The sequence below is a fragment of the Pseudocitrobacter sp. RIT415 genome (assembly GCF_003057695.2).
In the GTDB taxonomy this organism is placed as follows: Bacteria; Pseudomonadota; Gammaproteobacteria; order Enterobacterales; family Enterobacteriaceae; genus Pseudocitrobacter; species Pseudocitrobacter faecalis.
This window is the reverse complement of record NZ_QBJC02000015.1, coordinates 21,749-43,896: the sequence shown is the minus strand read 5'-3', so window position 1 is coordinate 43,896 and position 22,148 is coordinate 21,749. Positions and strand designations below refer to the sequence as shown.

The 22,148-nt window shown below is 53.6% G+C and carries 15 protein-coding genes and 2 CRISPR repeat arrays; of the genes, 10 read left to right on the top strand and 5 right to left on the bottom strand.

The window, feature by feature from the left end; all coding sequences use genetic code 11:
- Nucleotides 1-99: 99 nt before the first annotated feature.
- Together macA and macB are read left to right on the top strand one after the other, a co-directional pair.
- A complete protein-coding gene (macA, locus tag DBY68_RS15260) occupies nucleotides 100-1,215 on the top strand; it encodes a macrolide transporter subunit MacA (RefSeq protein ID WP_108474615.1) in 1,116 nt (371 codons plus the stop codon).
- The gene (gene macB / locus DBY68_RS15255) at nucleotides 1,212-3,152 is read left to right on the top strand and encodes a macrolide ABC transporter ATP-binding protein/permease MacB (protein ID WP_108474614.1); all 1,941 of its coding nucleotides are present in this window, start codon (nucleotides 1,212-1,214) and stop codon (nucleotides 3,150-3,152) included. Before macA ends, macB begins: the two co-directional genes overlap by 4 nt.
- Before the next feature lie 65 nt (nucleotides 3,153-3,217).
- Here the strand turns inward: macB and cspD are convergent, their stop codons facing one another.
- A complete protein-coding gene (cspD, locus tag DBY68_RS15250; RefSeq protein WP_108474613.1) occupies nucleotides 3,218-3,442 on the bottom strand; it encodes a cold shock-like protein CspD in 225 nt (74 codons plus the stop codon).
- Between the two features lie 309 nt (nucleotides 3,443-3,751).
- Here cspD and clpS point away from each other — a divergent pair, with 309 nt between their 5' ends.
- The 8 genes from clpS to cas6f all read left to right on the top strand — a co-directional run bounded on the left by clpS (nucleotide 3,752) and on the right by cas6f (nucleotide 16,382).
- On the top strand, nucleotides 3,752-4,072 hold the full coding sequence (clpS, locus tag DBY68_RS15245) for an ATP-dependent Clp protease adapter ClpS (RefSeq protein WP_015965121.1): 321 nt from the start codon (nucleotides 3,752-3,754) through the stop codon (nucleotides 4,070-4,072).
- A 30-nt stretch (nucleotides 4,073-4,102) separates the two neighbouring features.
- Nucleotides 4,103-6,382 carry an ATP-dependent Clp protease ATP-binding subunit ClpA gene (gene clpA / locus DBY68_RS15240; RefSeq protein WP_015965120.1) on the top strand — a complete coding sequence of 760 codons (2,280 nt, stop codon included), beginning with the start codon at nucleotides 4,103-4,105 and terminating at the stop codon, nucleotides 6,380-6,382.
- 300 nt (nucleotides 6,383-6,682) lie between these two features.
- Nucleotides 6,683-8,149: a CRISPR direct-repeat array (repeat unit 28 nt; unit sequence GTTCACTGCCGTACAGGCAGCTTAGAAA).
- Between the two features lie 183 nt (nucleotides 8,150-8,332).
- Nucleotides 8,333-9,316 carry a type I-F CRISPR-associated endonuclease Cas1f gene (gene cas1f / locus DBY68_RS15235; RefSeq protein WP_108474612.1) on the top strand — a complete coding sequence of 328 codons (984 nt, stop codon included), beginning with the start codon at nucleotides 8,333-8,335 and terminating at the stop codon, nucleotides 9,314-9,316.
- Nucleotides 9,313-12,549, top strand: coding sequence for a type I-F CRISPR-associated helicase Cas3f (cas3f, locus tag DBY68_RS15230; RefSeq protein ID WP_108474611.1), 3,237 nt, complete (start codon nucleotides 9,313-9,315; stop codon nucleotides 12,547-12,549). Before cas1f ends, cas3f begins: the two co-directional genes overlap by 4 nt.
- Nucleotides 12,550-12,571: 22 nt before the next feature.
- Nucleotides 12,572-13,882 (top strand): type I-F CRISPR-associated protein Csy1, encoded by a 1,311-nt coding sequence (gene csy1 / locus DBY68_RS15225; protein WP_108474610.1) that lies wholly within the window; start codon nucleotides 12,572-12,574, stop codon nucleotides 13,880-13,882.
- A complete protein-coding gene (csy2, locus tag DBY68_RS15220) occupies nucleotides 13,879-14,805 on the top strand; it encodes a type I-F CRISPR-associated protein Csy2 (protein ID WP_108474609.1) in 927 nt (308 codons plus the stop codon). Before csy1 ends, csy2 begins: the two co-directional genes overlap by 4 nt.
- 10 nt (nucleotides 14,806-14,815) lie before the next feature.
- Nucleotides 14,816-15,817 carry a type I-F CRISPR-associated protein Csy3 gene (gene csy3 / locus DBY68_RS15215; protein WP_108474608.1) on the top strand — a complete coding sequence of 334 codons (1,002 nt, stop codon included), beginning with the start codon at nucleotides 14,816-14,818 and terminating at the stop codon, nucleotides 15,815-15,817.
- A gap of 10 nt (nucleotides 15,818-15,827) precedes the next feature.
- On the top strand, nucleotides 15,828-16,382 hold the full coding sequence (gene cas6f / locus DBY68_RS15210; protein WP_108474607.1) for a type I-F CRISPR-associated endoribonuclease Cas6/Csy4: 555 nt from the start codon (nucleotides 15,828-15,830) through the stop codon (nucleotides 16,380-16,382).
- A 345-nt stretch (nucleotides 16,383-16,727) separates the two neighbouring features.
- A CRISPR array of direct repeats spans nucleotides 16,728-17,236; the repeat unit is 28 nt; unit sequence GTTCACTGCCGTACAGGCAGCTTAGAAA.
- 114 nt (nucleotides 17,237-17,350) lie between these two features.
- Here the strand turns inward: cas6f and infA are convergent.
- The 4 genes from infA to cydD form a co-directional block, all read right to left on the bottom strand.
- Nucleotides 17,351-17,569, bottom strand: coding sequence for a translation initiation factor IF-1 (gene infA, locus DBY68_RS15205; RefSeq protein WP_002211347.1), 219 nt, complete (start codon nucleotides 17,567-17,569; stop codon nucleotides 17,351-17,353).
- 271 nt (nucleotides 17,570-17,840) lie between these two features.
- Entirely contained in the window at nucleotides 17,841-18,545 is a 705-nt protein-coding gene (gene aat / locus DBY68_RS15200) for a leucyl/phenylalanyl-tRNA--protein transferase (RefSeq protein ID WP_108474606.1), read from the bottom strand.
- A 39-nt stretch (nucleotides 18,546-18,584) separates the two neighbouring features.
- Entirely contained in the window at nucleotides 18,585-20,306 is a 1,722-nt protein-coding gene (gene cydC / locus DBY68_RS15195; protein WP_108474605.1) for a cysteine/glutathione ABC transporter ATP-binding protein/permease CydC, read from the bottom strand.
- Entirely contained in the window at nucleotides 20,307-22,073 is a 1,767-nt protein-coding gene (gene cydD / locus DBY68_RS15190) for a cysteine/glutathione ABC transporter permease/ATP-binding protein CydD (RefSeq protein WP_108474604.1), read from the bottom strand.
- Nucleotides 22,074-22,148: the final 75 nt, after the last annotated feature.

The window sequence follows — 22,148 nt, the reverse complement described above, 5'->3', positions numbered from 1 at the left end:
ATAACTCTGTTACCCTGTTCACCTTTACTTGTTTGTTTAGTAACGGTTGATGTTGATGCTCTCACTCTGGCTGAAACAACGAAAAATATCAGGATAGGTATGCGTATTAAGGGAAAAATAAAAAAACGATATGTGCTGCTCGCGGTGGTGGTCATCGCGGGGCTGATTGCTATTTGGCGCACGCTGAATGCGCCGTTACCGCAGTATCAAACGTTGATTGTTCGCCCGGGCGAGCTGGAACAGAGCGTGCTGGCGACCGGTAAGCTTGATGCACTGCGTAAAGTTGACGTCGGTGCGCAGGTGAGCGGGCAGTTAAAAACGCTCTCCGTTGAGATTGGCGATAAAGTTAAAAAAGGGCAACTGCTGGGGGTGATTGACCCGGAGCAGGCCGAAAACCAGATTAAAGAAGTGGAAGCCACGCTGATGGAACTGCGCGCGCAACGCGCTCAGGCGGAAGCGGAACGTAAACTGGCGCAGGTGACGCTGGCGCGTCAACAGCAACTGGCGAAAACCCAGGCCATTTCACGCCAGGATCTGGATACCGCGACGACTGAGCTTGCTGTTAAACAGGCGCAAATCGGCACGATTGATGCCCAAATAAAACGTAATCAGGCCTCGCTCGATACGGCAAAAACCAACCTCGACTATACGCGGATCGTAGCACCAATGGCCGGGGAAGTGACGCAGATTACCACCCTGCAAGGGCAGACCGTTATCGCCGCACAGCAGGCACCAAACATTCTGACGCTGGCGGATCTCAGCACCATGCTGGTGAAAGCGCAGGTCTCTGAAGCCGATGTCATCCATCTGAAGCCGGGGCAGAAAGCCTGGTTTACCGTTCTTGGCGATCCGCTGACGCGCTACGAAGGGACGCTGAAAGATATCCTGCCGACACCGGAAAAAGTGAACGATGCCATTTTCTATCATGCACGTTTTGAAGTGCCTAACCCGCAAGGTGTATTGCGTCTTGATATGACGGCGCAGGTACATATTCAGCTCACCGGCGTGAAGAACGTGCTGACCATTCCGTTGAGTGCGCTGGGCGACAGCGTGGGCGATAACCGCTATACCGTGCGCCTGCTGCGTAACGGGGAGGTGAAACCGCGCGAAGTGTCCATTGGTTCGCGTAATGACACGGAAGTGGAAATCGCAAAAGGTCTGGAAGCCGGCGACGAAGTGATTATTGGCGAGGGCAAAGCGGGAGCCGCGAAATGACGGCGCTGCTGCAGCTCACGGACATTCGCCGTAGTTATCCTTCCGGTGACGGAAGTGCCGAAGTCCTGAAAGGCATTACGCTGGAGATCAACGCCGGGGAGATGGTGGCAATTGTCGGCGCATCTGGCTCCGGTAAGTCCACGTTGATGAATATCATCGGCTGCCTCGATAAACCGACCAGTGGTACCTACCGCGTTGCGGGCGTTGACGTTGCCACACTCGATAGCGACGCGCTGGCACAACTGCGGCGTGAACACTTTGGTTTTATCTTCCAGCGTTATCATTTGCTCTCGCATTTGACGGCGGTGCAAAACGTGGAAGTGCCGGCGGTGTACGCCGGTATGGAGCGTAAAGCTCGTCTGGTGCGCGCGGCGGAACTGCTTAAGCGCCTCGGCCTTGAAGAGCGCGTCGATTACTCGCCTTCACAGCTTTCCGGCGGTCAGCAGCAGCGCGTGAGTATTGCGCGTGCGCTGATGAACGGCGGGCAGGTGATCCTCGCGGATGAACCGACTGGCGCGCTGGATAGCCGTTCCGGCGAAGAGGTGATGGCAATTCTGCACCAGCTCAAAGAGCAGGGGCACACGATTATTATCGTCACCCACGATCCGCAGGTGGCCGTGCAGGCCGAGCGAGTGATCGAAATTCATGACGGCGAAATTTTACGTAATCCACCGGCTAAAGCGGCGACGGGCGAAGCGCGACGCGTGAACGGTGAACACGTCTCCGGCTGGCGGCAATTCAGCAACAGTTTTCGCGAAGCGCTGTCGATGGCGTGGCGCGCCCTGGCGGCCAATAAAATGCGCACGCTATTAACCATGCTCGGCATTATTATCGGTATTGCCTCGGTGGTGTCGATTGTGGTGGTGGGGGATGCGGCAAAGCAGATGGTGCTGGCGGATATCCGTTCTATCGGTACCAACACGATTGATGTGTATCCGGGGAAAGACTTTGGCGACGACGACCCGCAGTATCAACAATCGTTGAAATACGACGACCTGCTGGCGATTGAAAAACAGTCGTGGGTGAGTTCTGCCACGCCCGCTGTTTCTAAAAACCTACGGTTGCGCGCGGGCAATATTGATGTGGCTGCAAGCGTGCAGGGGATTGGCCAGCAATATTTTAACGTCTACGGTATGACCTTCAGCGAAGGCAACACCTTTAACGCGATTCAGGCCGCTGAGCGTGCGCAGGTGGTGGTGCTCGATAACAACACCCGCCGCCAGCTTTTCCCGAATAAAACCAGCGTGGTGGGTGAAATTATTCTGGTGGGGAATATGCCTGCCACGGTAATTGGCGTGGCGGATGAGAAACAGTCGATGTTTGGCAGCAGCACAATCTTACGCGTCTGGCTGCCTTATTCAACGATGGCGGGGCGCGTTATGGGGCAATCGTGGCTTAATTCCATCACGGTACGCGTAAAAGAGGGCTATGACAGCAGTTTTGCCGAACAACAGCTCACGCGCCTGCTCAGTTTGCGTCATGGGAAAAAAGATTTCTTCGTCTGGAATATGGACAGCGTCTTGAAAACGGCGGAACGCACCACACATACATTACAGCTGTTTCTGACACTGGTGGCGGTCATCTCGCTGGTGGTGGGTGGTATAGGCGTGATGAATATTATGCTGGTGTCGGTGACCGAGCGAACGCGCGAAATCGGTATTCGTATGGCGGTGGGTGCGCGGGCCAGCAATGTGCTGCAACAATTTTTGATTGAAGCCGTTTTGGTGTGTCTGGTAGGCGGGGCGTTAGGTGTGACGCTATCCTTAATGATAGCGCTGGCGCTGCAGTTGATTTTGCCGGGCTGGGAAATTGGCTTTTCGCCCGTCGCGCTGCTTACGGCGTTTATCTGTTCGACGCTCACCGGCGTGCTGTTTGGCTGGTTACCGGCTCGCAACGCGGCCCGGCTTGATCCGGTGGATGCGCTGGCACGCGAGTAAAAGAAAAATGCCAGTCGAAGGGACTGGCATTTTGACGGCGGGATGTACACAATGAAGCGTGAAGGCTATGCGGCCGTTTCTGCCTCGACGATGGGAATAATCACGCTGGCGTGGTTACCCTTCGGGCCTTCATGAACATCAAACTGGACCGATTGCCCGGCTTTTAGCGTTCTGTAACCATCCATCTGAATGGTGGAGTAATGGGCGAATATGTCATCGCCACCGCCTTCCGGGCAGATAAAACCAAACCCTTTGGCATTGTTGAACCACTTAACAGTACCCATTTCCATACTTCGACATCCTTCGTAACTCTTATATGTAGATGGAATGAACCGGTGGTGGAGTCAGGAGTTGTTTAAAACCTCGCCAACTCTCGCCACTACAATTTAGAGTTTTCGCGCGAAGCGTCAAGGGTTTGAAGGGCCAGATGGGCGGAAAATGGATCAAAATTTGAAGCAGTTAACGCTATTGACGGTAATGTGACAGAGTTCGCTAATGACAGCTATAGGTGATAGTTATCTATGATCTACAGTAGATTTAGTACCTGTATAAACAGAGGTCAGCGACTGCGCACTTGCCACCGAAGATGATGACTGACAATGAGTAAGAGCAGAGACTGGCTGGATTTTGACCAGCTAACGGAAGACAAACTACAGGATGGGCTGAAACCCCCGTCGATGTATAAAGTGATTTTAGTCAATGATGATTACACGCCAATGGAGTTTGTTATTGACGTGTTACAAAAATTCTTTTCTTATGATGTAGAACGTGCCACACAACTCATGCTCACGGTTCACTATCAGGGTAAAGCTATTTGTGGTGTTTTCACTGCCGAGGTGGCAGAAACCAAAGTAGCCATGGTGAATAAATACGCGAGGGAGAACGAGCATCCATTGTTGTGTACGCTGGAAAAAGCCTGAAATCAGGCATGAAAATTGGGGGAGGTGCCTATGCTCAATCAAGAACTGGAACTCAGTTTAAACATGGCTTTCGCCAGAGCGCGCGAGCACCGTCATGAGTTTATGACCGTCGAGCACTTGCTGCTGGCACTGCTTAGCAACCCATCGGCCCGTGAAGCGCTGGAAGCGTGTTCTGTAGACCTGGTCGCGCTGCGTCAGGAACTCGAAGCCTTCATCGAACAAACCACGCCGGTTCTGCCGGTCAGTGAAGAAGAACGCGACACACAGCCGACGCTCAGCTTCCAGCGTGTCCTGCAACGTGCGGTATTCCACGTCCAGTCTTCTGGCCGTAGCGAAGTCACCGGTGCAAATGTTCTGGTCGCCATTTTCAGCGAGCAGGAGTCGCAAGCTGCGTATCTTCTGCGTAAACATGAAGTGAGCCGCCTCGATGTGGTCAACTTTATCTCTCACGGTACGCGTAAAGACGAACCGAGCCAGTCTTCCGATTCCGGAAGCCAGGCCCCGAACAATGAAGAGCAAGCAGGCGGGGAGGAACGCATGGAAAACTTCACCACCAACCTTAACCAGCTTGCTCGCGTTGGCGGTATTGACCCGCTGATTGGCCGCGACAAAGAGCTGGAGCGCGCCATTCAGGTGCTCTGCCGTCGTCGTAAAAATAACCCGCTGCTGGTGGGTGAATCTGGCGTCGGTAAAACCGCGATTGCCGAAGGTCTGGCATGGCGTATCGTGCGCGGTGACGTGCCGGAAATCATGGCCGACTGCACCATCTACTCACTCGATATTGGCTCGCTGCTGGCGGGTACCAAATATCGCGGTGATTTTGAAAAACGCTTTAAAGCGTTGCTCAAACAGCTGGAGCAGGACAACAACAGTATTCTGTTCATCGATGAAATCCACACCATTATTGGTGCGGGCGCAGCGTCGGGCGGCCAGGTGGATGCCGCTAACCTGATTAAACCGCTGCTCTCCAGCGGTAAAATTCGGGTGATGGGCTCAACCACTTACCAGGAATTCAGCAACATCTTCGAGAAAGACCGTGCGCTGGCGCGTCGTTTCCAGAAAATCGACATTACCGAACCTTCTGTCGAGGAAACCGTGCAGATAATCAACGGTCTGAAACCGAAGTATGAAGCTCACCATGATGTGCGCTACACCGCGAAAGCGGTTCGTGCGGCGGTTGAGCTGGCGGTGAAATACATCAACGATCGTCATTTGCCTGATAAAGCGATCGATGTGATTGATGAAGCGGGTGCGCGTGCGCGCCTGATGCCTATCAGCAAGCGTAAGAAAACGATCAACGTGGCAGACATCGAATCCGTGGTCGCGCGCATTGCGCGTATCCCGGAGAAAAGCGTCTCCCAGAGCGATCGCGACACGCTGAAAACGCTGGGCAATCGCCTGAAAATGCTGGTGTTTGGTCAGGATAAAGCCATCGACGCGTTAACCGAGGCGATCAAAATGAGTCGTGCTGGTCTCGGCCACGATCATCGCCCGGTCGGTTCATTCCTTTTCGCCGGGCCAACCGGCGTCGGGAAAACCGAGGTTACCGTTCAGCTGGCGAAAGCGATGGGTATTGAACTGCTGCGCTTTGATATGTCCGAATATATGGAACGCCACACGGTGAGCCGCCTGATTGGTGCGCCTCCGGGATACGTCGGCTTTGACCAGGGCGGTCTGCTCACCGACGCGGTGATTAAACACCCGCACGCGGTACTGCTGCTTGATGAAATCGAAAAAGCACACCCGGACGTCTTTAATCTGCTGTTGCAGGTGATGGATAACGGTACGCTGACCGATAACAACGGCCGCAAAGCCGACTTCCGCAACGTGGTGCTGGTGATGACCACCAACGCCGGGGTGCGTGAAACCGAGCGTAAATCCATCGGCCTTATTCAGCAGGATAACAGCACCGATGCGATGGAAGAGATCAAGAAGATCTTCACGCCGGAATTCCGCAACCGTCTGGACAACATTATCTGGTTCGATCACCTCTCTACTGAGGTTATCCATCAGGTTGTCGATAAATTTATCGTCGAACTGCAGGTGCAGTTGGATCAGAAAGGCGTGTCGCTGGAAGTCACTCAGGAAGCCCGCAACTGGCTGGCAGAGAAAGGCTACGACCGCGCAATGGGTGCCCGTCCAATGTCCCGCGTGATTCAGGACAACCTGAAAAAACCGCTGGCAAACGAGCTGCTGTTCGGCTCGCTGGTGGATGGTGGCCAGGTGACGGTGGCGCTGGATAAAGAGAAAAATGAGCTGACCTACGGTTTCCAGAGTGCGCAAAAGCACAAACCGGAAGCGGCGCATTAATTTCTTTGAGGCGATTGGCGACCGTTGAAATGCCCGATGCGCAAGCTTATCGGGCCTACGGGTGGCCTGGAACGAGTAGGCCGGATAAGGCGTTGTAAGCACATAGTTTCAACCAAAAGCCGGGCTGGAGACAGCCCGGCTTTTTTATGCTCGATGGAATGGTTTTGGAACCCTTTTTTTGGACATGTTTTTAAGTTATTGATTATTAACGCAGGGAATTGGGACGTGAAAAATAGGGTCAAAAGGGAGATTTGAGTGTTAAGTTTAAGGATAACAATATGCTAGAGTGTTTTGGGTTCAGTTCACTGCCGTACAGGCAGCTTAGAAAAAAGATAGTAACCGTTACACGACTTACATTCCGTTCACTGCCGTACAGGCAGCTTAGAAAGTCAGCCGCTGCGGCACCTTTACGAATCACGCGTTCACTGCCGTACAGGCAGCTTAGAAAAGGGTAACTCTGTGAAAACGTCTCAAAATCCCGTTCACTGCCGTACAGGCAGCTTAGAAATAGCCCGAGCAGGCAACGCGGCGGCGGCTGCGGTTCACTGCCGTACAGGCAGCTTAGAAAGTTTGTGCGCCCTGCCTTTGACGCAAAAATAGGTTCACTGCCGTACAGGCAGCTTAGAAAAGCACGCGCGCGCAATTATCGGCCACGTCTTTGTTCACTGCCGTACAGGCAGCTTAGAAAGAACGCGCTGAGCGCGTCACACAAGAGCAAGGGTTCACTGCCGAACAGGCAGCTTAGAAATACGCCCGCTTTGTATGGCGGTACATGATAAGGTTCACTGCCGTACAGGCAGCTTAGAAATTTAGTTAGACATGATCTTGGTGCGGCGGTAAGTTCACTGCCGTACAGGCAGCTTAGAAAGCTCGGAACAGCTCGGGCTTGCGCTTCAATATGTTCACTGCCGTACAGGCAGCTTAGAAAGGCCGGATAATATTTCCAGCGCATCCCCACAGTTCACTGCCGTACAGGCAGCTTAGAAACGAATGCGAAAAATCAGAATCAGCATTGGCGAGTTCACTGCCGTACAGGCAGCTTAGAAATCAGTGAATGTGAAGAGTTTAACAACCTGTCAGTTCACTGCCGTACAGGCAGCTTAGAAAGTTCCCCGGCATGTTGTCGCACCGCGTTAACCGTTCACTGCCGTACAGGCAGCTTAGAAATATCGGGCTGCGTGACCATGCGGCCCATTCCCGTTCACTGCCGTACAGGCAGCTTAGAAACATGGGTGTGGGTAATTGAGTTCAAACGGATTGTTCACTGCCGTACAGGCAGCTTAGAAAAATGCGCGGCGCTGGCCTGAATGGGGCAACTGGTTCACTGCCGTACAGGCAGCTTAGAAAAGCAGGGCCCAGGACGGGTAGGAGGCTTTGCGGTTCACTGCCGTACAGGCAGCTTAGAAAGGCGAAGCGTTGAGCGCAATTGCCACGCGTATGTTCACTGCCGTACAGGCAGCTTAGAAAATGTCACTCATTGTGATGCTAATGGCGGCGCTGTTCACTACCGTACAGGCAGCTTAGAAAAGCATCGTTTCAAGCGTTGTGCCCTGCTCGGTGTTCACTGCCGTACAGGCAGCTTAGAAAAGAACAGGCGAATTATAAAGAGCGTAACGGTGGTTCACTGCCGTACAGGCAGCTTAGAAAGTTCGAATATCGGCACCAACGACAACCAAAAGGTTCACTGCCGTACAGGCAGCCTAGAAAATCTTCATAATCACCGGAATACGCAGTAAGCCGTTCACCGCCGGGCAAACCACGTAGAAATATCGCCAAAGAATTCCGCCGCTGGATGCGGGCATCACTGCCGCCCTGAAAACCCAAATTCCCGCCTTTTTACACTAATTTAGTTAGCAAGTGAATAATCACGACATTGATCAATGTTTGTGTATTGCAACAATGGTTTATTACGCCTAATCAATCTAAAAGCAATAATCACAGGATGTGCTTATGCCTGCTCACTATCTCACGGCCACGGACCTGAAAACCATTCTGCACTCTAAACGCGCCAATATTTATTATCTGGAAAAGTGTCGGGTGCAGGTCAACGGTGGGCGTGTGGAGTATGTGACCAGTGAGGGCAAAGAGTCTTTTTACTGGAATATCCCTATTGCTAACACCACGGCCCTGATGCTTGGCATGGGGACATCGGTCACTCAGGCTGCGATGCGTGAATTCGCCCATGCGGGAGTGATGGTGGGGTTTTGCGGTACGGATGGCACGCCGCTTTATGCTGCAAATGAAGTGGATGTGGATGTCTCCTGGCTAAGCCCACAAAGCGAATACCGTCCCACGGAGTACCTTCAGCAGTTGGTTTCATTTTGGTTTGATGATCAGAAGCGTCTTGAAGCCGCGAAGCGTTTCCAGGCAATTCGTCTGGCGCAAATCGAAAAACGTTGGCTCAGTACCTCAATGCAACGCGATTCTCTCTTTCAACCGGATCCGCAATCGCTGTGTGGATTACTCCAGCGGGCCCGGGATGAGATGCGTCAGTCAGAAAACCACACGCTTTTGATGCTGGCGGAAGCGAAACTGACTAAAGCACTCTATAAAACGGTCAGTCAAACGGTGGGATATGGTGATTTTACCCGCGCTAAACGCGGTGGTGGAATCGATATAGCAAACCGCTTTCTCGATCAAGGCAACTACCTGGCTTACGGCCTGGCGGCGGTAGCAGCCTGGGTTACGGGGATCCCACACGGGTTAGCCGTGATGCATGGGAAAACCCGTCGCGGTGGGCTGGTTTTTGATCTTGCTGATTTAATAAAAGATGCCCTGGTCATGCCACAGGCGTTTCTCGCGGCAATGGCTGGCGAGGACGCGCAGGAATTTCGGCAGCGCTGCATCGCCGCCTTCCAACAGGCAGACGCGCTGGACGTTATGATTTCTTCGCTTCAGGAAACCGCACGCGCGCTGGCTAAGGCCGAAGCATGAATGTGTTGATCATTTCCCGCTGCACCAAAAACGCGCGCGTAGAGAGTTGTCGGATTATCGATCAGTTTGCTGAACGAACCGGTGACGCGGCCTGGCAGACGGCGATCACCATGGAAGGCGTCAATACGCTACGGCGATTGTTGCGGAAAACCGCCAGACGTAATACCGCCGTTGCCTGTCACTGGTTGAAGAAAAATGGTCAAACTGAGCTGTTGTGGATTGTCGGTAATCTCCGGCGTTTTAATGCGCAGGGACGAGTGCCGACCAACCGGACAACAAGACCCCAACCCGGACGTCGCGAAGAGCTGCGTTGGCAATGTGCGGAAAGTATCGCGTTACTGGCGGCCATCGCCGGGTTGTTTCACGATTTCGGTAAAGCCGGACATAGTTTTCAGGCCAGCCTGACCGGGAAAGATGCGAAACGTTATCAGCCTTATCGGCATGAGTGGATCTCTGTACGATTGTTCCAGGCGTTTGTCGGAGAACAGGCGGACGAAGAGTGGCTGGATAAACTGGGGCGTCTCACGCCGGTAGATGAGCCTTCAATTCTGGAACGGTTGTGTAAGGATCATCAAACCTTCACCAATAGTCCGTTTCGCACGTTACCGCCACTGGCGAAAACAGTCGCCTGGCTGATTTTGTCGCATCACCGCCTGCCGGAGAACTTCCAAAGCAGAAGTATGGAATCTCTGGAACATTGCGATAGCTGGCTTGAAAATCAACTTAATGCCGACTGGAATGCCCTTAATCATCGTAGTGATGAATGGACGTACTCTGATTTCAATAACGTCTGGACATTTCCCCACGGTACTCCGTTGCAAAGCCGCGTATGGCGGGAAAAGGCGCGGCAAATTGCCCGCCGGGCGCAGCAAGCCGCCACATTAAAAAAGTGGGGGCTGATAAATCAACTATTTACTCTTCATATGGCGCGTTTCTGCCTGATGCTGGCTGACCATTTCTACTCTGCGAGCATACCCAACGCTATTTGGCATGACGCGGATTACCCGCCATGGGCGAACAGCGACAGAAATACCGGCGCTATGAAACAGCACGTGGATGAGCATCTGGCTGGCGTGGCCCACCACGCGTTTGTGTTGGGACGGCAGATCTCGCATGCGCGCGCGTCACTTCCTGCTATCGCTCGTCATAAAGGCTTTAGCAAGCGTGCCTCCTCGCCACTTTTTCACTGGCAAAATGCTGCCTGGGATACTGCCCGAGCCCTGCGCGATTGTAGCCGTGAAGAAGGATTTTTCGGTGTGAATATGGCATCGACAGGTTGCGGAAAAACGTTCGCCAATGCTCGCGTTATGTATGCCCTTTCTGATGAACAAGATGGCTGCCGTTTCACCGTCGCATTGGGCCTGCGAACGCTAACCCTGCAAACGGGCGAAGCGCTTCGCGAACGATTGCAGCTTGAAAGCGACGATCTGGCTGTTCTGATTGGGTCGGCAGCGGTAAAGCAGCTATGGCAGCAAAGCGCAGATGAAAAATATGAATCCGATCGCGGAAGTGATTCGCAATCGCCGCTCGCCGAGGTACAGCAATATGTGCACTACGAAGGGGCCATTCATCCCGGTATTTTAGATAAATGGTTGCAGGGAGATGGGGCGGTCGCGGCATTAGTGAGTGCGCCGGTTTTGGTGACAACGATCGATCATCTGATCCCGGCAACGGAAGGCGTTCGTGGTGGCGCGCAGCTTCCGGCGATGCTGCGACTGTTGACCAGCGATCTGGTGCTGGATGAGCCTGATGATTTCGACATTGCCGACCTCCACGCTGTGTGTCGTCTCGTCAACTGGGCGGGCATGCTGGGTGCACGTGTGCTGCTTTCGTCGGCGACACTTCCGCCCGATTTGATTCAGGCTCTGTACGCTGCCTATCTGGCCGGGCGCAAAGTCTGGCAGGTGTCCTGCGGCGTGAGCGATCGGCCCGTGAATATTTGCTGCGCGTGGTTTGATGAAAAATCTGTCCACGCGGAGCAAATTGGCGATGGACCAAACTTTAAGCGCATCCACCAGAACTTTATCACCCAACGCGCAAAGATGCTGATAGCGAAACCTCGCCTCCATTTTGGGTGCATTACCCCCGTTCCGCCTGGTTCGGCCGAGACTTCCTCAGTGATTGCCAACGTCAGTACAACTCTGCACGCGCAAATGCTGGCGTTACATGCGGCGCATCATGAAACCCATGATAGCGGTAAAACTGTCTCGCTGGGGCTGGTGAGATTCGCCAATATCAACCCGTTAGTCGCCGTGGCGAAGGCATTAATAGCGATGCCCTCGCCAGACGATATTTGCATTCATTACTGTGTCTATCACGCCCGTCATCCCCTGGCGGTGCGTTCATTAATTGAAAAACGTCTGGATAGCGCATTTACGCGTCATCGGGAAGAGGCCTTTTGGCTGAATGCGGATATTGCCGATGCAGTGCGAAATCGTTCGGAAAAACACCATCTTTTTGTGGTGCTTGGCACTTCCGTTATTGAAGTTGGCCGAGACTGGGATGCGGATTGGGGCATTATTGAGCCCAGTTCCATGCGGTCGATTATCCAGTTTGCCGGGCGTATACAGCGGCATCGACGCAAGGAACCGACAAGTGAGAACCTGGCGATCCTGAGCCATAACGTTAAAGCGCTGAAGCATCAATCCCCCGCGTTCTGTCATCCTGGATTCGAAAACAAACGCCATCTTCTGGCGTGTCATGACGTTCGCGAATTACTGCCGTCGCAGGACATTCGCACAATCAATGCCTTGCCGAGGATTATCGCAGATCACGCGGATAACAAGCTGGCGGCGCTTGAGCATCAACGTCTGAAAGATGAGCTGCTAAACAGCAGGAGTCAGTCGATTGTGGCCGCGCAATGGTGGCGAAAATCGTTGTCTTGGAACGGATGGATGCAGCGGCGAACGCCGTTTCGTCGGTCGCAACCTGAAACTGTGCTCTACCTGCATATGGAAGAGGAGGAGAGTGAACCGGTTTTCTGTTCACGCCTGGATGGGAATGTGGGAAAAGCGCAAACGCTGGTTCATGAGGATGTCATTTGTGTCCGTGGCGTAGTGTGCTGGGGCGAGCTGGATTATCGGCAAATGATGCTGGAGCTGGCGGAAAAGCAGGGCATGGAAATCGCGCGAGTCGGAGAAAAATTTTTTGAGGTACGGGTATCCGTCAGTGAAGACGATGCAATTGAAGGCTGGTGTTATCACCCGTGGCTAGGGGTATTTCGCGCCCCGTAAAGGGGGCGACAGGAGGGAATCTTTGAACAAGAGTCTTGTGGATTTTATTAATGAGTATATTGCTTCCCGAAGGCAACCCAAACTGGATGCCTTCGATAAGGACGCAGCCAAACGGCTGGCGCAGGGGGAAGCGGCCAGCGCTATTGCGCTGGAGCGTCATGAGCTGGAATTACGTTATGAAGTGCGGAATTGGCTGACCGATGCCGCCAAACGCGCGGGTCAAGTCCGGCTGGTTACCCATGCGGCTAAATTTACCCATGGAGACGCTAAAAGCAGTAGCCTATATCGGGACGCCATGAGTGACGGTATCTATCTTGATACTTCTTCACTCAGTAACGTTGCAACCGATGCCGTAGGAAACGCAGCAGCGCTGGATGTTGCAAAACTGCTGCAAACAGAAGTGGACGGCGATTCGCTTCTGGCTTGCCTTAAACGTGGCGATCATCAATCGCTCAAAGCACTGGCCGAGAATGAGGCACAACTTGTGCAGTGGGTGACCGGATTTAGCCAGGCGCTGGCATCGTTACAGCCCACCTCTCATAAACTGGCTAAACAAATCTACTTTCCCGTTGCAGGCGATTACCATTTGCTTTGCCCACTGTTCGCGACGTCGTTAACTCAGGCGATGCACGAAAAGTTGATTGCTGCGCGCTTTGGCGAAGAAGCTAAAGCAATCCGAGAAGCACATCGGGCAGGAAAATGGCACGCGCAGGCTGATATTCGTTATCCGAATCTCGCTGAAATGCATTTTGGCGGCACCAAGCCGCAAAACATCTCGGCCCTAAATAGTTCACGTGGTGGCCGTGCGTGGTTGTTACCTTCGCGTCCTCCTGCTTGGGTGAGTCTGCAACGCGCTCCGCGAAATTTGCGCAGTATTTTTGCCCCGCGCGGTGAGTTTAATCATTCAGCATCACACATCATCGCCAGCATGACGTTTCTGCTGAAGGCGAACGTCGAACGAAACAATATTCGAATTCGTAGCGCCAGAGCACAGTACGTTGATGAGCTTATCGATCTTCTGTTTATGCAGGCCTCAGCGTTCCAGCAGGAAAAATGGCAGGGCTGGAGCCAGAATTGCCCGGAGATGCCGCTCCATCAGCAGCTGTGGCTGGATCCGTGGCGCAGCAAAACGGATGAAATATTCCGCCTGGAGCGAGACAAGGATGACTGGCAAGTTGGCGTGGCTGATGACTTTGCGCGCTGGCTCAATTATCGCCTGAAAAAGGCAAGCCTGGATGTTGGGGCGGTTGAGCATAAGGCATGGCGTACGTTACCACTGTTTCGTCAGCGAATGCGGGAAATGGACGCTATCGTGCAGGAGGCGCTGAAATGAGTTACTTGCTTGTATTGCCGCACCTGCGTATCGAAAATGCCAATGCTGTCGCTGGGCTCACCTGGGGATTTCCGGCAATAACCCATTTCCTGGGATACGTACACGCGCTCTCGCGCAAAGTCTGCGAGGAGTACGGTGTTCGTTTTGAAGGTTGTGCCGTCGTGAGTCATGAGTATCAGGTACATGCGTACACCTCCGGGCGCGATTATCAGTTTGCGCTCACCCGTAACCCGTTGACCAAAGAGGGGAACACGGCTTCCTTTAATGAAGAGGGGCGAATGCATCTCACGGTTTCGCTGGTGGTGGAGTGTCAGGGCGAAATTATCAACGGTGACTATGGGAAAGAGGCGCTTTGCACTCACCTGAAAATGCTCTGTCAAAGCCAAAAACTGGCGGGCGGCAGCATTATTAGCATGCGTGACCCACATATCTTTTCGGCTCCGGAAGATGAAAAACAGCTCCGCAAGATCCTCTGGCGCTTAATGCCTGGCTTCGTCTTGTTTGACCGCAGTGAATGGCTGGTTGAACACCATCAACAGCACCCGGAAATGTCGCGTCTGGATGCATGGCTTGATTTTTCCGCCATCAAATATCAGTCACAAGCACCGGATGAAAGGGGCGATGCACGATGGGAATATCAACCCAAACCGATGCCGGGGTATCTGGTGCCGCTGATGTGCGGCTATCAACGTATTTCACCGCTTTACGAACCTGGAGAGGTGGCGAATGCACGCGATGAAAACACGCCTTTCGCTTTTGTCGAGGCCGTATATGGCGTTGGCGAATGGCGAGGACTGCACCGCATTACCGATATAGAACCGCTGCTTTGGCGCTATCGAACAACAGACACAGGATATTACTGCTCAGCGATGCGCCCGGTAGCAGATGATTTCACCATTAATGACGATGACGATTTGGAATAAGGACATATCTATGGCAAAGGCTCCTGTCTCTGTAAAAACGGCTTCTGTACTGGCGTTTGAACGCAAACTGGCAACTTCTGATGCAATGATGTATGCCGGGAACTGGCAAGGCGATAGCTGGCGACCCATTGAAATTCAGGAAAAAGCGGTTCGTGGCACGATTTCGAATCGGCTGAAAACGGCAATCGCCAGCGACCCGACCAAGCTGGATGCGGAGATTCAAAAAGCAAACCTGCAACGTGTGGATGTCGCAGCATTGGCGGCAGACACCGATACGTTTAAAGTGACTTTTACTCTGCGCGTGTTAGGTAACCTCACCACACCATCGGTGTGTAATGACATGGCGTATCAGGATGCGCTGACACAGGTGATTGATGGTTATATTAATGAGCAGGGTTTTGGCGAACTGTCACGGCGTTACGCTACAAACCTTGCCAATGGACGCTTCCTGTGGCGCAACCGTGTAGGTGCTGAACAGGTGCAGGTAAAAGTAACGGCGGGTGATCGGGTCTGGACATTTAATAGCCACGATTATTCATTGCGGCAGTTTGACCATGACGAAGAACAGCTACAACAACTGTCTGCGTTTATTGACACAGGGTTAAGAGGGAAGCAGTGGGTCATGCTGAATGTTGAGGCTCAGGTTCGGCTCGGCACGGGTCAGGAAATATTCCCTTCTCAGGAACTGGTGCTGGACAGCAATAGCAGCAAAAGCCGCGTGTTATATCAGGTGGCAGGCGTTGCGGGGATTCACTCACAGAAAATCGGCAATGCGTTGCGTACAATCGATACCTGGCATCCGCGCGTTGAGGAGCTGGGTGCTATTGCCGTAGAGCCGTATGGTTCAGTCACCAGCCGCGGCGTCGCCTGTCGCCAGCCGAAAGAGAAACTCGACTTCTACACCTTACTCGATAACTGGGTAACGAAAGGTGTCAAGCCTGATATCTGTCAGCAGCATTACGTTATGGCTGTTTTGATTCGCGGCGGCGTATTTGGCGAGAAGGGTGAATAAGGAGCTGTGTATGGATCACTACCTTGAGATCCGTGTTCTGCCCGATCCGGAGTTTAACGCGGAGATGCTTTTGGCCGCGCTTTTCGCCAAACTTCATCGTGCGCTGGGCGCTCGAGGAAAAGGGGATATCGGTGTCAGCTTTCCTCACTACGGCACCACACCGGGCGATTGCCTGCGACTACACGGCAGTGCTTCTTCCCTGAATGAACTGGAAGCGACAAGCTGGCGCAAAGGCCTAAGTGATTATTGCCAGTGCAGCATGGTGACGCCAGTGCGGGAAGTTAAAGCATGGCGTACGGTGAGTCGTATCCAGGTAAAAAGCAGTCCGCAGCGTCTGTTGCGTCGCTCAGTGCGCAAAGGGTGGTTGACGGAAGAAGAGGCGCTGGCGCGGCTACAAACGTTGCCAGAGGTGCGGACATCACTGCCATATCTGAACATCAAAAGCTTATCAACCGGGCAACAGTTCAGGCTATTTATCTCTCATGGTGAATTACTGAATGCGCCTGTTAAAGGCACATTTAGTAGTTATGGTTTAAGCGCCGTCGCGACAATCCCCTGGTTTTAAGTTCAACAAATACCGCCCTGTAAGGGGCGGTACTGGAGAGTGATTGCCTGATGCGCTTCGCTTATCAGGCCTACGAGGTTTCTGCAATATATTGAATATGCGTGGTTTTGTAGGCCGGATAAGGCGTTTACGCCGCATCCGGCAAGAACAGAACGCACTTTGTCAGCAGTTTGAGACACAGCCCTGTTCACCCATTACTTTCCGAATCTATAGGAACCCTTTTTCTGATGTTAATGTAACTTGTTGATTTTTAGTGAGCGTAAAGAGCAAGGAGAAAAAAGGGTTAAGAGAGGAGATTTGATGTTTTGTTTAGTTTAACCAATGGGGTAGGGTTATAACGCTTCAGTTAACTGCCGTACAGGCAGCTTAGAAAGCCGGTCATTCCTGACGCACTCACAACCGCCGGTTCACTGCCGTACAGGCAGCTTAGAAACCCACGCCTGTCGCCGCTGTTGTCTGGCAGTTGTTCACTGCCGTACAGGCAGCTTAGAAAATCATGGCTTTATTTATATACACCACACCATTTGTTCACTGCCGTACAGGCAGCTTAGAAATCGACCGTTATGATCTCGCCGTGTCTGACTCAGTTCACTGCCGTACAGGCAGCTCAGAAAAGCCGCAAACGTGCAGCAGGCGAGGCGACAGAGTTCACTGCCGTACAGGCAGCTTAGAAAAATACTTCGCCCGTTTCGAAAAATGAGAGGGAGTTCACTGCCGTACAGGCAGCTTAGAAATGGCGGCGGAACTGCGATTTTTGCGCCTCGCGGTTCACTGCCGTACAGGCAGCTTAGAAAGCTTCGAGTTGATAGTTATAAGCCTGGAACAAGTTCACTACCGCGCACGCAGCTACAGAAACTCGTTCTCAGCGATAACGTGCTGTCCAGGCAGTCATTACGCCACAAACGGAAAAGGCCGGGGATTTCCCCGGCCTTTCAGCATCTGGTTGCCACTAAAGGGCTCAGGAACGATCAGCGACTACGGAAGACAATGCGGCCTTTGCTCAGGTCGTACGGGGTCAACTCAACAGTCACTTTGTCGCCCGTCAGAATGCGGATGTAGTTTTTGCGCATTTTACCGGAGATGTGCGCAGTTACCACGTGACCGTTTTCAAGTTCTACGCGGAACATAGTGTTAGGCAACGTATCAAGTACGGTACCCTGCATTTCAATATTGTCTTCTTTGGCCATCTAGTCCTCGGGGTATCACTACCATAGTTTTTAACCGGCAAGATAATGCCGAACTTCATCATGTAAGTAAAGATTTTGCGAATGAATCGCCGAAAGTCGTTTTTGCGCATTACCCCATCGCCACACGAAAAGAGCGTGCGAGTAACGCAGACCGGGTTGGATACTGCGGGAGATCTGACTCGAATGATTCCCAAACGGCGGTAGGGCAAAAGGCAGAAGCGACTCTCAGGGCACAATTATATCATCCTGACAAAAATTGTGCTGAAAACATTTACACTTCCGGTGAAAAGAGTGTCCGTGGCACCCAGAAATGTTCCGGCAGACGATGCATATGTAATATATCGAGTTGTTCCAGATATTCACGACGCGCTATTTCCACAGCACCCAGGGACGCGGTATGACTATTCAGCACCTGACAGTCGATGAGTTTCCCGCCGCTTTGCTGAAATGTCTCACAAAATACCAGCAGCGCCGTTTTCGAAGCGTTTTCCGCGCGGCTGAACATAGACTCCCCGCAAAAAAGGGCGCCCAGCGAAACACCGTACATGCCGCCAATAAGTTCATCACCTTTCCACACTTCAATCGAGTGCGCGTGCCCCAGTTCGTGCAGGCGATGATAGGCTTGTACGATGCCGGTGGTTATCCAGGTGCCTTCGTTGCGGTCTTGCGCGCAGCCTTCAATCACCCGACCAAATGCATAATTTAGCGTGATGCGATAAGGCGAACGGCTGTGAAAGCGCTTCATGCTGCGACTGATGTGGAAGGTCTCCGGCCACAGCACCGCGCGCGGATCGGGCGACCACCATAAAATAGGATCGCCCGGTGAGAACCAGGGAAAAATGCCGCGCTGATAGGCCATCAGCAGGCGAGCGGGGCTTAAATCGCCCCCTAAGGCCAGTAAACCATTCGGCTCGCGAAGCGCCCCTTCCGGTGAAGGAAACGCTATCGAGTGACGGGAGAGCTGAACAAGGCGCATGTTTCGACTACCTCATAATACCGATCGCTCAATAATAGCCTACAAACGCTGCTTAAACTGGTAATAACGCCCCTGTTGCGACAGCAATTCTGCGTGAGTACCTTGTTCAATAATTTGCCCGTTGTCCATCACTACGATGCGATTAAAACGCGCCAGCCCGCGCAGACGGTGCGTCACCATCAGCACGGTTTTATCACGCATGAGCTCGGCCAGTAAATCAAGGATCTGGCTTTCAGTGGTGGCGTCCAGCCCTTCGGTGGGTTCATCCAGCAGCATCAGCGGCGCATCGTGCAGCAACGCACGGGCGATTGCCAGGCGACGCAGTTCCCCCCCGGAGAGCTGGCGTCCGCCTTCGCCCAGCCAACTATTGAGACCGCTCTCTTCCAGTAGTTTGCCGAGGCCCGTCTGTTCCAGAACGGCGCTCAGTTCGGCATCGCTGGCGTCAGGACGCGCCAGCAGAAGGTTGTCGCGGAGTGTGGCGCTGAAAAGATGCACGCGCTGAGGTACCACGCTCATGGCGCGACGCAGCGTCGGTTCGCCCAGATTGCTAAGCGGTTGCTCATTGAGCAAAATCGCCCCTTGCTGCGGATCCCAGGCGCGCGTAATCAACTGAAGCAGCGTCGATTTACCACAACCGGTGCGCCCCAGAATGGCGATATGCTCACCCGCGTTAACCTGCAGGGCGATATCGCTCAGCGCCGCCTGTGCTTGCTCTGGGTAGCTGAAGGTGACGTTCTCAAAGCGTAGCGCCACCTGTGTTGGCACAGTGGCTTCTGTTTGTGGGAACGTGACTTCGGGTTTCTGGTCGATAATCTGCGTCAGGCGCAGCGCTGAGGCAATCACCTGACCAAGATGCTGGAATGCACCGGTAACCGGGGCCAGCGCTTCAAACGCGGCCAGCGCGCAGAAGACAAACAGCGCAATCAGCGCGCCAGGCTGGGTGTTATCACCTACGCCACCGGCGGCCAGCCAGAGCATGGCGATCACGGCTAAGCCACCAATCAGCAGCATCAGCGCTTGCGACAGGGCCGTCAGTTCCGACTGGCGACGCTGTGCGTCATGCCAGTTTACTTCCGTTTGTTCCATCTGCTCGCGGTATCGCGTACTGGCGTTAAAAATCGTCAGCTCAGCCTGACCCTGTAACCAACTGGTCAACTGTTGGCGATAGCGCCCACGCAGATGCGTTAGCTGCTCGCCGGTGGGTTTACCGGCGCGATAGAACAGGGGCGGCAGCAAAAAGAGTGTTAGTAGCATAATACCGCCGAGGGTCAGCGCCAGTGTGCCATCCAGGAAACTCAGCCCGAAGGTCACGACCAGAATAACCACCAGTGCGCCAACTAACGGTGAAATCACGCGCAGGTAGAGGTGATCGAGGGTATCAACATCAGCCACCATACGGTTGAGCAGTTCGCCCTGACGAAAACGTGCCAGCCCGGCAGGGGAGAGGGGAAGCAATTTGCTGAAAGTGAAAACGCGCAGGTGCTGCAACACGCGGAAGGTGGCGTCATGGCTAACCAGACGCTCGAAATAGCGCCCCGCGGTACGGATAATCGCTGAGCCGCGTACGCCCGCCGCCGGTAGCATGTAGTTGAAGCTGTAGACGCCTGCTACGCCGACGACGGCGGAAGCCGATAAGAACCAACCGGACAGCGTCAACAGACCAATGCTCGCCAGCAGGGTGACGATCGCCAGCACCACGCCGAGCGTCAGCAGCCATTTATGGCGTTTGTACAGCGCCAGATAGGGGAGTAACGCACGCATTTAAATTTCCTCCTGACGGTTGGCGAGCAGGTGCGCAAACGGGCCCTGCGCTCCGGCAAGCTGCTGATAGCTGCCTTGCTCAACAATCTGGCCGTTATCCATCACCCAGATGGCATCCCAGTTGGTAATCTCTTCCAGTTGGTGTGTGACCATCAGCGTGGTTTGCTGGGTAGAGGCGCGGGTGAGCGCCTGCATGACACGCTGCTCGCTGTGTGCATCCAGGCTGGCGGTGGGCTCATCGAGCAACAATAATCGGCAGGGCATCAGCAGCGCGCGTGCCACGGCAACGCGCTGCGCCTGGCCGACGGAGAGCCGTGCGGCCTGATCGCCTACAACGGTGTCGACGCCCTGTGGAAGATGCGGTAAAAACTCGCTGACCCAGGCGTTATCCAGCGCGGCTTGTAACTGTTGCTCGCTGGCGTGAGGATTGGCCAGCAGAACGTTTTCGCGTAGCGTGGTGGCCGGAAGCTGCGGGTTCTGCCCGACCCAACTCATCATGCGCCGCCAACTATCGGGGTGAAGCTGACTCAGTTCCACGCCATTGACCTGTAAAGAACCGGTATACGGCAGAAATCCTGCCAGCGTGTTCAGCAATGAACTCTTTCCGGAGCCGCTTTGTCCAACCATCACTACGCGCTGACCGGCCTCCAGAGTGAAGTTCAGCGGCCCGGCAAGAATTTTCCCTTCGGGCGAAGTAATGAACAGATCCCGCGCCGTAAGGGTTACCGGCTCTTTATCGTTGAGTTCACGCTCGCCTTGTTCCGGATGCGCCAGCGGCGTTTCCATAAAGGTTTTTAAACTATCGGCGGCGCCAACGGCCTGCGCTTTGGCATGATAGAAGGTACCTAAATCGCGCAAGGGCTGGAAAAACTCCGGGGCGAGGATTAACGCAAGGAAACCTGACGAGAGCGTGACCGCCATCCCGTAGCTGCCGAAATTGAGTTCGCCGAGATATGAGAAACCAAAATAGACTGCTACCAGGGCAATTGAGAGTGAGGTAAAGAACTCCAGCACGCCGGAAGAGAGGAACGCCATGCGTAACACTTCCATCGTGCGCTGACGGAAATCTTGTGAGGCTTCGCGGATGTTTTCGGTTTCAGCCTCTCCGCGACCAAAGATACGCAGCGTTTCCATCCCACGCAGGCGGTCGAGGAAGTGTCCACTCAGGCGAGCCAGCGCCTGGAAGTTGCGACGGTTAGCGTCCGCCGCCCCCATTCCAACCAGCGCCATAAACAGTGGGATAAGCGGGGCGGTAAACAGCAGAATCAACGCAGCCGCCCAGTTAGATGGGAAGATTGCGACCACAATCAGCAGCGGCACGCAGACGGCCAGCGCCATTTGCGGCAGATAGCGCGCATAGTAGTCGTGCATGTCGTCAATCTGCTCAAGAATCAGCGTCGCCCAACTACCGGCTGGTTTACCCTGAATCCATGCTGGGCCGGCCTGTTGAAGCCTGTCGAGCACCTGCTTGCGTATTTCAAAGCGAATATGCTGGCCGGCATGGAAACCCACGCGTTCGCGTAACCACACCACCCAGGCGCGCAAAATGAACACCAGAACGAGCAGCACAAAAGGCAGCAATAGTGCCTCGCGCGGGATGTTCTCCATAATCATATGATGGAGGATGCGGGCCAGAAGCCAGGCCTGGGCGATAATTAATACGCCGCTGACAAAGCCCAGCAAGCGGGAAATCATCAACCAGCGACGGGAGATCAAACTTTGCTGTTTTAACCAGCGGGTGAGTTCTTGTTGACGGCTTTTATTCATTGCGTGCTTCGCAGGTGCTTGTAATGAGAATTTTTAGGCACGGCAATGTTACATCGCGGCAAAAATAAAGGCGAC

Bases quoted from the DNA above. Each gene is read 5' to 3' on its own strand.
- macA (WP_108474615.1), top strand. From the start codon at position 100: ATGCGTATTAAGGGAAAAATAAAAAAACGATATGTGCTGCTCGCGGTG.
- macB (WP_108474614.1), top strand. From the start codon at position 1,212: ATGACGGCGCTGCTGCAGCTCACGGACATTCGCCGTAGTTATCCTTCC.
- cspD (WP_108474613.1), bottom strand. From the start codon at position 3,442: ATGGAAATGGGTACTGTTAAGTGGTTCAACAATGCCAAAGGGTTTGGT.
- clpS (WP_015965121.1), top strand. From the start codon at position 3,752: ATGAGTAAGAGCAGAGACTGGCTGGATTTTGACCAGCTAACGGAAGAC.
- clpA (WP_015965120.1), top strand. From the start codon at position 4,103: ATGCTCAATCAAGAACTGGAACTCAGTTTAAACATGGCTTTCGCCAGA.
- cas1f (WP_108474612.1), top strand. From the start codon at position 8,333: ATGCCTGCTCACTATCTCACGGCCACGGACCTGAAAACCATTCTGCAC.
- cas3f (WP_108474611.1), top strand. From the start codon at position 9,313: ATGAATGTGTTGATCATTTCCCGCTGCACCAAAAACGCGCGCGTAGAG.
- csy2 (WP_108474609.1), top strand. From the start codon at position 13,879: ATGAGTTACTTGCTTGTATTGCCGCACCTGCGTATCGAAAATGCCAAT.
- csy3 (WP_108474608.1), top strand. From the start codon at position 14,816: ATGGCAAAGGCTCCTGTCTCTGTAAAAACGGCTTCTGTACTGGCGTTT.
- cas6f (WP_108474607.1), top strand. From the start codon at position 15,828: ATGGATCACTACCTTGAGATCCGTGTTCTGCCCGATCCGGAGTTTAAC.
- infA (WP_002211347.1), bottom strand. From the start codon at position 17,569: ATGGCCAAAGAAGACAATATTGAAATGCAGGGTACCGTACTTGATACG.
- aat (WP_108474606.1), bottom strand. From the start codon at position 18,545: ATGCGCCTTGTTCAGCTCTCCCGTCACTCGATAGCGTTTCCTTCACCG.
- cydC (WP_108474605.1), bottom strand. From the start codon at position 20,306: ATGCGTGCGTTACTCCCCTATCTGGCGCTGTACAAACGCCATAAATGG.
- cydD (WP_108474604.1), bottom strand. From the start codon at position 22,073: ATGAATAAAAGCCGTCAACAAGAACTCACCCGCTGGTTAAAACAGCAA.